This window comes from Xenorhabdus doucetiae, from assembly GCF_000968195.1.
GTDB lineage: Bacteria > Pseudomonadota > Gammaproteobacteria > Enterobacterales > Enterobacteriaceae > Xenorhabdus > Xenorhabdus doucetiae.
In genome coordinates this window covers 70,814-83,274 of the sequence record NZ_FO704550.1, presented here as the reverse complement: position 1 = coordinate 83,274, position 12,461 = coordinate 70,814, and the positions used below count along the sequence as shown (strand labels likewise).

Sequence of the window (12,461 nt, the reverse complement as noted above, 5' to 3'; positions counted from 1 at the left end):
GCGAAATTTATATAGTTGCAATACAGGCTGATGTGCTGAGATAATTTTCCCATCTGATCTCACATTCTCACTCATGAGGTTTCAGTTTAGGTCCCGTGGCTAATCTGATTGGCGGGGCGGGTTATCATTAACAAACAGTCTTAGTAATACCAAAAACATGGCAGAGAAACGCAATATCTTTCTGGTTGGGCCTATGGGTGCCGGCAAAAGCACTATTGGTCGTCAGTTAGCTCAGCAACTCAATATGGAGTTTTACGACTCTGATCAAGAAATTGAGCGACGTACCGGAGCTGACGTGGGCTGGGTATTTGATGTGGAAGGCGAAGAAGGCTTCCGCGACCGCGAAGAAAAAATAATTAACGAACTGACTGAAAAACAAGGCATCGTATTGGCTACCGGAGGGGGTTCTGTTAAGTCGAAAGAAACCCGCAATCGCCTGTCTGCCCGTGGTGTGGTCGTCTATTTAGAAACAACCATCGAAAAACAGTTAGCTCGTACCCAGCGCGATAAAAAACGCCCTTTACTTCAAGTTGATGCACCAGCACGAGAAGTTTTAGAAAACTTGGCTGATGAGCGCAATCCTCTTTATGAGGAAATTGCTGACGTGACTATTCGCACGGATGAGCAAAGCGCCAAAGTCGTCGCTAACCAAATCATTGAACTACTGGAAAAAAACTGATTATATCGCGTCCGCACAGCGGCAAACGATAAGGCGAAAGCTGATATGGAACAAGTGACTGTTACGTTAGGTGAAAGAAGCTATCCAATTACCATAGCCGAAGGGCTATTTTCTGACAGTGAGGCATTCAAGCCCCTGCAAGCCGGTCAACAGGTTATGATAGTGACCAATGAAACGCTTGCTCCCCTGTATCTTGAACAGGTGAAATCCACATTGCAGAGAATGGATCTTCGGGTAAATGAAGTTATCTTACCTGACGGTGAACAGCACAAATCACTTTTCGTGCTCAATGACATTTTTTCCGCCTTGTTGGAAAATAATCATGGTCGTGACACAACACTTATCGCCCTTGGTGGTGGTGTAATCGGTGATATGACGGGGTTTGCCGCGGCTAGCTATCAACGCGGCGTTCGTTTCATCCAAGTACCCACCACACTGCTTTCTCAGGTTGACTCTTCCGTCGGTGGAAAAACAGGGGTCAACCACCCTCTCGGCAAAAACATGATAGGCGCTTTCTACCAGCCTGCCTCAGTTGTTGTCGATCTCAATTGTCTGAAAACATTACCGGTTCAAGAGTTGTATTCAGGTCTGGCTGAAGTCATTAAATACGGCATTATTCTGGATGGCGAGTTCTTTCACTGGCTTGAGGAAAATATTGAGAAATTACTGGCCCTCGACAGCCAAGCCATGGCCTATTGCATCCGTCGTTGCTGCGAACTTAAGGCGTTGGTTGTCGCGGCTGATGAGCAAGAGCGCAGTGGGATGCGTGCGCTGTTAAACCTCGGTCATACCTTTGGGCATGCGATTGAGGCTGAAATGGGTTATGGCGTCTGGCTGCATGGCCAAGCGGTTGCTGCGGGTATGGTGATGGCAGCCAGGGTATCTGAACGGGTCGGTACATTCTCAAAACAGGATACCCAACGTATCATCCGCTTGTTGGAGCGGGCAAAATTACCGGTTAATGGCCCTGAATCCATGTCCCCCGATGTCTATTTACCTCATATGATGCGTGACAAAAAAGTATCGGCCGGAAAACTGCATCTGGTTCTGCCGACCGCGATCGGGGAAGCAAAACTTCGTTCTGATATCGGGAAAGAAGTGATATTGGATGCCATCCGTCTATGTCAGACATCAATATGATGAATTATTTTCTATCTGTTATGCTATAAAATAGCGACATTATTAAATAAAACATTATCGGTTTTAGTTAGGTCAGACTGCCAAACCGCTTAAATAACAATTGGCAGTTCTATCTCTGTTGAGTTGCTCTGTCGGGAGGGTATATGGACGAATTAAAATCAGAAAACAAACAAAAAACAGAAAATGAATTAAAGCCGGATACTTCTGATCGCAGCCCTCAGCGCTCCAGAAGTCCCTTCAATCAATCTAAATTCGCCATCTCCCGCCAGCAAATGATGATCGGTGTTGGCATTCTGGTGCTTTTGCTTCTAATTATTGCTATCAGTTCCGCATTAAAATCGCCCACTGAGCATGAAAAACAGCAATCTTCAAATGCAGCAGAAAAGAGTATCGACCTGTCTGGCTCTGCTTCACTTTCTTCCAATCCCTCTGACGGTGAACAAGAAAAACCGTCAGAACCGACAACGCATGGCGCTCCTCGTGAAATCAGTCCGCCACCCATTAGCAGCACCCCAAGCAAAGATCTTCCTCCTGCAACCGGAACAGGCGGCTATAACCAGCGCATAGAGTTACCCGGCGATATTACTGATGCTTTGAATCAACAGCAAAGTCAGATTAATCATTCAGTGCAAAACAATCTGGCGCAACCACAGGTTAAACCCACTGAACCGGCGGCAACACCACCTGCCGAACACAACAAACCAGAGCAGGTTGCACCAGCAAAAGTTGCACCACCGAAAATAGAAAAACCCAAAACAGAGCATCAGGTCAGAGAAGATAATCACGCCAAAACAACGACCAACACAACGAATAGTCGTCATACCGATAGAAAGAGTACCGCTGATACTGGTGGTGATCTGCTGAAAGCATCTGCAAATCGATTCACACTACAATTGAGTAGTGCCAGCCGTTCTGATACCTTAACCGCTTTCGCGAAAAAAAATAACCTTGCTAATTACAAGGTTTATGAAACCAAACGCGATAGTAAACCTTGGTTTATCTTGATCCACGGTAATTACAGTTCTGTTTCTGATGCTAAAAGGGCCATTTCCTCACTGCCGGCAGACGTTCAGGCCAAAAAACCTTGGGTCAGAAAACTACAACAAGTTCAGCAAGATCTGAAAAAATAAAACTATTTTGATTAGGCGCTGATATGCTGTCCTAAACAGAGTACAATCTGCGGCTCTGAAATTATTGAATAACTATTTGACGGCATGAAAAAAAAACGCGCTTTCTTAAAATGGGCCGGTGGAAAATATCCCTTGGTAGATGATATTAAACGTCATCTGCCAGAGGGTGATTGCTTGATTGAGCCATTTGTTGGCGCAGGCTCGGTATTTCTCAATACCGATTATGATTCTTACATTTTGTCAGATATCAATAACGATCTGATCAATCTGTACAATGCCGTAAAATCTCGGGCGGATGAATTTATTACGCATGTCCGTCCATTATTCTCACCGGAGTTCAACACTGCCGAAAACTTCTATCGCCTGAGGGAAGAGTTCAACAAAAGCAAAGATCCCTTTCGTCGCAGTATGCTGTTTCTTTACCTGAACCGTCACTGCTATAACGGCCTTTGTCGCTATAATTCACGCGGTGAGTTTAACGTTCCTTTCGGGCGTTATAAAAAACCTTATTTTCCTCAAGATGAACTTTACTGGTTTGCAGAAAAGTCCAAAAAAGCCACTTTTATCTGCCAGCATTACGAAATCGCATTGAACAATGCCTCAAAGGGTTCGGTGGTTTATTGTGATCCCCCGTATGCCCCACTTTCGGCCACGGCTAATTTTACCGCCTACCATACAAATAGTTTTAACCTTCTCGATCAGGAAAATCTGGCGAATATCGCCTATCATCTCTCGTCGCAAAAAGGTATTCCAGTGCTCATCTCCAACCATGACACGCCAATGACACGGGAATGGTACTATCAGGCTTCCCTTTACATTGTTAAGGCCCGCCGGACAATAAGTAGAAATATTCTTGCCCGAAGTAAAGTTGATGAGCTTTTGGCGTTATACTGCCAGAAGTGATTGAGGTTTCTGGCCCCTGAAATAACGGGGATAAAACAATGAATTGGAGAAGATAACAATGAAGAAAGACTTTCTGATTGCCCCATCCATTCTATCCGCAGATTTTGCCCGCTTAGGTGAAGATACCGCCAAGGTTTTGGCAGCTGGCGCTGATGTTGTGCACTTTGATGTCATGGATAACCATTACGTGCCCAATTTGACGATTGGCCCGATGGTCTGTCAGGCTCTACGCGATTATGGCATCACTGCGCCCATTGATGTTCACCTCATGGTAAAACCAGTTGATCGCATTATTCCTGATTTTGCCAAGGCGGGTGCAACCTACATCACTTTCCATCCTGAAGCGAGTGAACATCTCGATCGCACATTGCAACTTATCAAGGAACATGGCTGTAAAGCGGGCTTGGTCTTCAATCCGGCAACCTCCCTTAGCCATCTTGATTACGTATTGGATAAACTGGATGTGATCCTGTTGATGTCCGTCAATCCCGGTTTCGGCGGCCAGTCTTTTATTCCAGAAACACTGAAAAAACTGCGTCAAGTACGCAAAATTATTGATGACAGCGGCTATGATATCCGTCTTGAAGTTGATGGCGGCATCAAGCCCAATAATATTGCCGAGGCCGCTCAGGCCGGTGCGGATATGTTCGTTGCTGGCTCCGCTATTTTCAGTCAGCCAGATTATAAAGCGGTTATTGATGAGATGCGCCGCGAATTATCGAAGGCAGCATAATGAAAAATAACGTCGTAAAAGGAATTCGGGCCATTGCATTTGATTTGGATGGCACTCTGGTGGATAGTGCGGGAGGTTTGGCTGAGGCTCTGGATCAAGCCCTGAATACCAAAGGCTTACCCGCTGCGGGCAAAGAACGCGTTGCTGTCTGGATTGGCAATGGGGCTGATGTCATGGTTGAACGTGCATTAATGTGGGCGGGGGCAGAACTGTCTCCCGAATTGCATAATGAAACACGCAAGCTGTTTGATAAATATTATGAAACTAGCGTAACCACGGGCAGCCAACTGTTTCCTCACGTCAAAGAGACTTTAGCAGAACTAGCAAAATACCCTTTGCCAATGGCGATTGTGACAAATAAACCAACCCCCTTTGTTGCGCCATTGCTGGAATCATTGGGTATCAGTGAATACTTTTCATTGGTGCTGGGTGGTGATGATGTTAAAGAGAAAAAGCCTCATCCCGCACCACTTTATCTAACGATGGGGATGTTTGGCCTGCATAAAGAAGAATTGCTTTTTGTTGGTGATTCCCGTAATGATATTTTGGCGGCACAAGCCGCGGGTTGCCCTTGTGTTGGCTTAACCTATGGATATAACTACGGAGAATCGATAGCATTGAGCCAGCCAAATTATGTATTGGACCATTTTTCGGATTTACTCCCAACTATTGGGCTATCCACTTTGGAACCCTTATCTACTCTGAAAATACAGGACGCTTAATAAAATGAATGAACCCACGGTAATGAAACCAAACTCCCAAAAACCTATTGTATTCAGCGGCGCACAACCCTCCGGTGAATTAACCATCGGTAACTATATGGGGGCGTTACGCCAGTGGGTTCAAATGCAAGATGAATATGATTGCATCTATTGCATCGTTAACCAGCATGCTATTACTGTGCGTCAAGATCCCAATGAGCTGAAAAACCGCACACTGGATACGCTGGCACTTTATCTTGCCTGTGGCATTGATCCAAAGAAAAGCACTATTTTCGTTCAGTCGCATGTCCCACAACATGCCCAGTTGAGCTGGGTGCTGAACTGCTATACTTACTTTGGTGAACTTAGCCGTATGACTCAGTTCAAGGATAAATCAGCCCGTCATGCAGAAAATATCAATGCCGGTTTGTTTGATTATCCGGTCTTAATGGCTGCTGACATTTTGCTTTATCAGGCCAACCAGATCCCTGTGGGCATTGACCAGAAACAACATCTTGAATTGACCCGTGATTTGGCACTGCGTTTTAACGCTTTATACGGTGATATTTTTACTGTTCCAGAATCATTCATTCCACAAGGCGGCGCCCGCGTGATGGCATTGCAAGATCCGAATAAGAAAATGTCGAAATCGGATGATAACCGCAATAACCTGATTGCCCTGTTGGAAGATCCTAAATCTGTCGTCAAGAAAATCAAACGCGCAGTTACCGATTCTGATGAACCGCCTCGCGTGCGTTATGATCTGGAAAACAAACCCGGTGTTTCCAATTTGTTGGATATTCTTGCTGGTGTAACCGGTAAAACAATCCCTGAATTAGAGGCTGAGTTTGAAGGTAAAATGTACGGCCATTTGAAAGGCGCTGTTGCAGATGCTGTAAGTGAAATGCTGACTGGCTTACAGGAACGTTTCCACCATTTCCGTAATGATGAAGCATTACTGAACCAAATCATGGCAGACGGGGCCGCTAAAGCCCAGGCTCGTGCTCAGGCAACGTTGGATAAGGTTTATGAAGCGGTAGGGTTTATCGCTCATCCATAACTATTTATTCTTATGTGAATGCCAAAGGGTATTAATTTATTCTTTGGCATTATTTTTATTCCCAAATAAGCGACGATTAAAATCTTCAATTTTTCCATACAATATCCTTTTTTGCATTGTCAGATTCCAACTTGCAGACAATCCAGCAGCCCCCATTAAGCGACGATACAGCTCTTCATCAAAGGGGTTATGAAAAGCAATGGATAAGGCTTCCTTAACCGAAACATCACTATTGCGGCTTAACAATTTTATCGGTTCACCCGCACTGACCAAACCAGAAGAGATAACCCGGTATAACCAGCCACAACGACCATTATTTTGCATCATCGCAGCAAAATCACTGATATTTGTAACAAGATTGAGTTTATAACAAGGAGAACGCGGCTGAGTGACTTGAATCAAAGCTTCATCCCATTGGAAAATATCACCAATATAGACATTATCTTCTGTCAGACTTTCTGTGGATATATTTTCTCCAAACAGAGGGGATGCAAACAATTCGGTCAATTCAGGGAATTGCCTCCGCCAAAATAGGTAATGCTCTCTTGGATAATGGCAAAGCGCCCGATCAGGCCCACCGTGAAAACGCGTTTCCGCTTGCTCATCCCCTTCCAGCCCAAGAGAGGTTAACTGTAAGCGGCCATTCACCACCAGCTTATTGATCGCACTAAAACCCAGCGTTTCTGACGATAATATTTTGCCTCGATATACTTGTGGGTAATACATTTTTGTTTCCTCTCAATGAGCGGGTGAAGATGAGCCAGCATTCCCTTGGCATAATAGCCAAGATTACGCGCAATAAAAATGCTGGTCACAGCGATGACCAGCATTCTTGCGTAAACTCATTGAATGGATTACTTAATTTTTTCTTCGTAACGCCTTGCTGCTTCGTCCCAATTGACTACGTGCCAAAATGCTTTGATGTAATCAGGACGGCGATTCTGATATTTCAGGTAATAAGCATGTTCCCAGACATCCAGACCCACTATCGGGTAACCAGAAGCCCCTGCGATTTCTTCACCCATAAGCGGGCTATCCTGATTGGCGGTTGAAACAACAGCAAGCTTGCCATCTTCTTTCAGCACCAACCATGCCCAGCCAGAGCCAAAGCGCGTTGCTGCCGCTTGCTCAAATTTTTCTTTGAAACTGTCAACACTGCCAAAATCACGCTCAATCGCGACCTTCAAAACACCATCCAATACTGTGCCTAATTTTAGCCCTTTCCAAAACAAGCTGTGGTTTGAGTGACCACCCGCATTGTTGCGAACAAAAGTGCGTTTGTCGGCTGGAATTTTATCAAGCTGCTGGATCAGATCATCAATATCAAGTTTGCTTAATCCTGGGAAGGCTTCCAGAGCACTATTCGTGTTAGTGACATACGTCTGATGGTGTTTAGTATGGTGAATTTCCATCGTTTGTTTATCGAAATGAGGCTCTAGTGCATCATAAGAGTAAGGTAGAGAAGGCAATGAATAGCTCATATCATATCTCCAGTTGTTTAGAATATATAAAGCTCACACCTTGTGAACGGCATGATTATTATAGTAAATTGAGCAATAATGAAAATGATTATCAATTCCATGATATCTCTATGGTTTCCTTTCATACCTTCACGTTTCACGCATTTGTTTAGATAAAAGTATCAATAAAAACAAAAATAATAAGATATTGATCCAGTTAAAATAATAAACTCACTACTTAGTCTTGCTAAAATCAAAAGCATTAAATGATCATTCCGTGAAATTCATTCTCTTTATTGCGTGATCTTCCGCGCAAAAAAGAAACAAAAACTCTTCTTACACTTTAGTTAACCTTGTTTTGACATAGTATTAACAATTGCAAGGAGATAAAAATATGACTCAAATAATCAAGCATCTTATTCCTGCTGATATTGCAGATACGGCCCTGATAAGCAAACAACAGTACCTGGAAGACTACCAATGGTCGTTACAAGATCCAGAGGGCTTCTGGGGTGAGAAAGGTAAAATCGTTGATTGGATTAGGCCCTACACCAAGGTCAAAAATACTTCTTTTGATCCTGGGCATATCAGCATCCGCTGGTTTGAAGATGGCACGCTGAACTTAAGTGCCAACTGTCTTGATCGTCATTTGCAAGAGCGTGGCGATCAAACTGCCATTATCTGGGAGGGCGATAATCCCGCAGAATCCCGACATGTTACCTATCGAGAATTACATCACGACGTTTGCCAATTCGCTAATGTGTTGAAAAAACTGGGGATTAAAAAAGGCGATGTTGTTGCCATCTATATGCCCATGGTGCCAGAAGCCGCGGTTGCCATGTTAGCCTGTGCCCGTATCGGAGCGATCCATTCCGTGATTTTTGGTGGATTCTCGCCTGATGCCATTGCTGGCCGGGTTATCGACTCCAATGCCAAGCTCGTGGTTACTGCGGATGAAGGTTTGCGGGCAGGCCGAACAATTCCATTGAAAAAAAATGTCGATGAGGCACTGAACAATCCAGACGTCACTGGCGTGACTAATGTAGTTGTTTTCAGGCGTACCGGAAATACTAAAAACTGGCATCACAGCCGGGACTTATGGTGGCATGAACTGATCGAGAGTGTTGATGACGAGTGCCCCGCCGAAGAGATAGGTGCCGAAGATCCCTTATTCATTCTTTATACTTCAGGCTCTACAGGTAAACCTAAAGGCGTCCTGCATACGACGGGCGGTTATCTGGTCTACGCATCTTTAACGTTTAAATACACGTTTGATTATCGCTCCGGTGAAATTTACTGGTGTACCGCCGACATCGGCTGGGTAACAGGGCATAGCTACCTGCTGTATGGGCCTCTGTCTTGTGGTGCCACAACATTGATGTTTGAAGGTGTCCCAAACTATCCTGATGTTAACCGTCTCTGTCAGGTCGTTGATAAGCATCAAGTGAATATTCTTTATACTGCGCCAACCGCTATCAGAGCATTGATGGCCGAAGGGGATAAGGCCATAGCAGGGACTCAACGCACATCGTTGCGCATTATGGGATCGGTTGGTGAACCCATTAACCCAGAAGCATGGGAGTGGTACTACCGAAAAATAGGCAATAGCAAATGTCCTATCGTAGATACATGGTGGCAAACTGAAACGGGTGGGTTCATGATCACACCGTTGCCCGGAGCTACCGATCTTAAAGCCGGCTCCGCTACTCTGCCATTTTTTGGTATTAGTCCGGCCTTAGTGGACAATTCTGGGGAAATTTTAGCCGGTGAGAGTGAAGGTAACCTTGTTATCACGGATTCCTGGCCAGCACAGGCCCGAACTTTATACGGCGATCATGAGCGTTTTGAACAAACCTATTTTTCCACGTTCAAGGGAATGTATTTCAGTGGCGATGGCGCCCGGCGTGATGAAGATGGCTATTACTGGATCACTGGCCGCGTTGATGATGTCCTGAATATTTCAGGCCATCGTTTGGGTACCGCGGAAATTGAATCAGCCTTGGTCGCATACCCCAAAATCGCTGAAGCGGCTGTTGTTGGCATCCCTCATCATATTAAAGGGCAAGCTATTTACGCCTATGTCACGCTAATTCATGGTGAAGAGCCTTCCCCTGAACTTTATACCGAGGTTAGAAACTGGGTTCGTAAAGAAATCGGCCCCATTGCAACCCCCGATATTCTGCATTGGACAGACTCTCTGCCCAAAACGCGTTCCGGAAAGATCATGCGGCGTATTTTGCGCAAAATTGCTTCTGGTGATACCAGCAACTTAGGAGATACCTCCACGTTGGCCGATCCGGCTGTTGTTGAAAAACTGCTGGAAGAAAAACAATCTATCAACATGTCGTAAACCATTTCGTAAAACATAAGGGCCGCCGCAAGGCGGCTTGGCTTAGATAACGTAGCACCAACAAAAGGACAAGCCATGCAAGGATGATATGACTGATAGTGTGCTGTTTAAAACTAACACGGAGATACTCCAATGAGTGACGACATTTATCAAGAGATTGAAAATAATCCCCGCTTTAAGGAGTTAGTTAAGAAGCGAGGACATTTTGCCTGGCTGTTATCTATCATCATGTTAGTGATTTATGTTGGTTTTATTTTCCTGATTGCTTTTGATCCTGAATGGCTTGGCACACCACTTTATGAAAACACCAGTATGACGAGAGGGATCCCCGTCGGGATCGGGATCATCTTTATCTCTTTCATACTGACAGGGATCTATGTAATCAGGGCGAATAGTGAGTTTGATCGTCTGACATCAACGATTCTCAACGAGGTGAGAAAATGAAAAAAATCGTATTGTTAGCAATACCTCTATTTTCCTCCCTCTTTCCTATCCTGGCTCAAGCTGATGCCCTTTCTGGTAAGGTAGAAAAACAACCCTTGAATATTCAGGCAATTGTCATGTTCCTGTTATTCGTCGGGTTAACTCTCGTTATCACTTATTGGGCTTCCAAGCGGACTATTTCACGCTCAGATTATTATACCGCTGGCGGGCGTATCACTGGATTCCAGAATGGTATGGCGATAGCAGGTGACTATATGTCAGCAGCCTCTTTTCTGGGAATTTCAGCGTTAGTTTATACCTCAGGCTATGATGGGCTGATCTACTCCATTGGCTTCCTCGTTGGCTGGCCAATTATTCTATTCCTTATCGCCGAAAGATTAAGAAATTTGGGGCGTTACACCTTTGCAGATGTCGCTTCTTATCGGCTGAGGCAGCGCCCCATCCGTACCTTATCCGCAATGGGTTCATTGGTTGTTGTTGCATTATATCTAATCGCCCAGATGGTTGGAGCAGGGAAACTTATCGAGTTGCTATTCGGACTGAATTATTACATCGCTGTTGTTTTGGTCGGTATCTTGATGGTGCTTTATGTCTTGTTTGGTGGAATGCTGGCGACGACATGGGTTCAGATTATTAAAGCGGTTCTGTTGCTGGCCGGGGCAACATTCATGGCCCTGATGGTCATGAAAGCCGTCAATTTCAATTTTGATACCCTGTTTAAAGAAGCCATTGCGGTGCACTCTCTTGGGCCTGCCATCATGAGTCCTGGGGGATTGGTCTCTGATCCTATCTCTGCACTCTCTTTAGGATTGGCATTGATGTTCGGTACTGCGGGATTGCCACATATTATCATGCGGTTTTTTACTGTCAGTGATGCTAAAGAAGCCCGTAAAAGTGTTTTCTATGCAACTGGCTTTATCGGTTATTTTTATATCCTGACGTTTATTATCGGATTCGGGGCAATTTTACTGGTCAGCGCCAATTCTTCATTCAAAGATGCAACTGGGGCATTAATTGGTGGTACCAATATGGCTGCCGTCCATCTGGCAAATGCTGTTGGCGGTGATTTTTTCCTTGGCTTTATCTCGGCTGTTGCTTTTGCCACTATTTTGGCTGTGGTCGCGGGGTTGACACTAGCAGGCGCTTCCGCCGTATCTCATGACCTCTATGCTAATGTGATTAAACAGGGGCAAGCTAATGAGCAAGATGAACTAAAAGTTTCCAAAATCACCGTTGTTATTTTGGGGTTAGTTGCTATTGGTTTAGGCATTTTGTTCGAAAAGCAAAATATTGCCTTTATGGTCGGTTTGGCTTTCTCCATTGCTGCAAGCTGTAATTTCCCGATTATCTTACTGTCAATGTACTGGAGCAAGCTGACTACACGTGGCGCGTTGGTTGGTGGATGGTTAGGGTTACTGACAGCAGTTATATTAATGATCCTGGGGCCTACGATTTGGGTCAGTATTCTTGGTCATGATAAACCCATTTATCCTTATGAGTATCCGGCCCTGTTTTCTATGTTTATCGCATTTATCGGAGCCTGGTTAGTCTCGATTACGGATACATCGGAGCAAGGAACACGGGAAAAGGCACTGTTTCGTGGTCAGTTTATTCGTTCACAAACGGGTATTGGAATCGAACAAGGGAAAGCGCATTAACTTATGGTTAATTATTTCGATTTTGTCCCAAACGCAAAAAAGCCACCCGATGACGGATGGCTTTTTTGGCTAAAATAATGTCTGGCAGTGCCCTACTCTCGCATGGGGAGACCCCACACTACCATCGGCGCGACGGCGTTTCACTGCTGAGTTCGGCATGGGGTCAGGTGGGACCACCGCGCTATTGCCGCCAGACAAATCCT

The 12,461-nt window shown here is 44.9% G+C and carries 12 protein-coding genes and 1 rRNA gene; 10 read left to right on the top strand and 3 right to left on the bottom strand.

Annotated features, from left to right (window positions below):
* The first annotated feature begins 157 nt into the window (after positions 1-157).
* The 7 genes from aroK (at position 158) to trpS (ending at position 6,346) form a co-directional block, all read left to right on the top strand.
* Positions 158-679, top strand: a complete 522-nt coding sequence (gene aroK, locus XDD1_RS00400; protein ID WP_038237472.1) for a shikimate kinase AroK — start codon at positions 158-160, stop codon at positions 677-679.
* Positions 680-724: 45 nt separating this feature from the next.
* Positions 725-1,819 (top strand): 3-dehydroquinate synthase, encoded by a 1,095-nt coding sequence (aroB, locus tag XDD1_RS00395; protein WP_045967764.1) that lies wholly within the window; start codon positions 725-727, stop codon positions 1,817-1,819.
* A gap of 143 nt (positions 1,820-1,962) precedes the next feature.
* A complete protein-coding gene (locus XDD1_RS00390; RefSeq protein ID WP_045967762.1) occupies positions 1,963-2,949 on the top strand; it encodes an SPOR domain-containing protein in 987 nt (328 codons plus the stop codon).
* Positions 2,950-3,033: 84 nt separating this feature from the next.
* Complete coding sequence (gene dam, locus XDD1_RS00385) at positions 3,034-3,852, top strand: adenine-specific DNA-methyltransferase (protein ID WP_045967760.1); 819 nt, start codon at positions 3,034-3,036, stop codon at positions 3,850-3,852.
* 58 nt (positions 3,853-3,910) lie between these two features.
* Positions 3,911-4,585, top strand: coding sequence for a ribulose-phosphate 3-epimerase (gene rpe / locus XDD1_RS00380; protein WP_045967757.1), 675 nt, complete (start codon positions 3,911-3,913; stop codon positions 4,583-4,585).
* A complete protein-coding gene (locus tag XDD1_RS00375) occupies positions 4,585-5,307 on the top strand; it encodes a phosphoglycolate phosphatase (protein ID WP_045967755.1) in 723 nt (240 codons plus the stop codon). Before rpe ends, XDD1_RS00375 begins: the two co-directional genes overlap by 1 nt.
* A gap of 4 nt (positions 5,308-5,311) precedes the next feature.
* A complete protein-coding gene (gene trpS, locus XDD1_RS00370) occupies positions 5,312-6,346 on the top strand; it encodes a tryptophan--tRNA ligase (RefSeq protein ID WP_045967753.1) in 1,035 nt (344 codons plus the stop codon).
* Between the two features lie 36 nt (positions 6,347-6,382).
* Here trpS and yiiM read toward each other — a convergent pair whose 3' ends face one another.
* Together yiiM and sodA are read right to left on the bottom strand one after the other, a co-directional pair.
* Positions 6,383-7,072, bottom strand: coding sequence for a 6-hydroxyaminopurine reductase (gene yiiM / locus XDD1_RS00365; RefSeq protein ID WP_045967751.1), 690 nt, complete (start codon positions 7,070-7,072; stop codon positions 6,383-6,385).
* Between the two features lie 128 nt (positions 7,073-7,200).
* Entirely contained in the window at positions 7,201-7,827 is a 627-nt protein-coding gene (sodA, locus tag XDD1_RS00360) for a superoxide dismutase [Mn] (RefSeq protein WP_045967750.1), read from the bottom strand.
* Positions 7,828-8,200: 373 nt separating this feature from the next.
* Between sodA and acs the strand changes: the two genes are divergently transcribed.
* The 3 genes from acs to actP all read left to right on the top strand — a co-directional run bounded on the left by acs (position 8,201) and on the right by actP (position 12,258).
* On the top strand, positions 8,201-10,156 hold the full coding sequence (gene acs, locus XDD1_RS00355; protein WP_045967748.1) for an acetate--CoA ligase: 1,956 nt from the start codon (positions 8,201-8,203) through the stop codon (positions 10,154-10,156).
* A 132-nt stretch (positions 10,157-10,288) separates the two neighbouring features.
* The gene (locus XDD1_RS00350; protein ID WP_045967746.1) at positions 10,289-10,600 is read left to right on the top strand and encodes a DUF485 domain-containing protein; all 312 of its coding nucleotides are present in this window, start codon (positions 10,289-10,291) and stop codon (positions 10,598-10,600) included.
* On the top strand, positions 10,597-12,258 hold the full coding sequence (gene actP / locus XDD1_RS00345) for a cation/acetate symporter ActP (RefSeq protein WP_045967744.1): 1,662 nt from the start codon (positions 10,597-10,599) through the stop codon (positions 12,256-12,258). Before XDD1_RS00350 ends, actP begins: the two co-directional genes overlap by 4 nt.
* Positions 12,259-12,337: 79 nt before the next feature.
* Here the strand turns inward: actP and rrf are convergent.
* Positions 12,338-12,453: ribosomal RNA gene (rrf, locus tag XDD1_RS00340) — 5S ribosomal RNA — on the bottom strand.
* Positions 12,454-12,461: the final 8 nt, after the last annotated feature.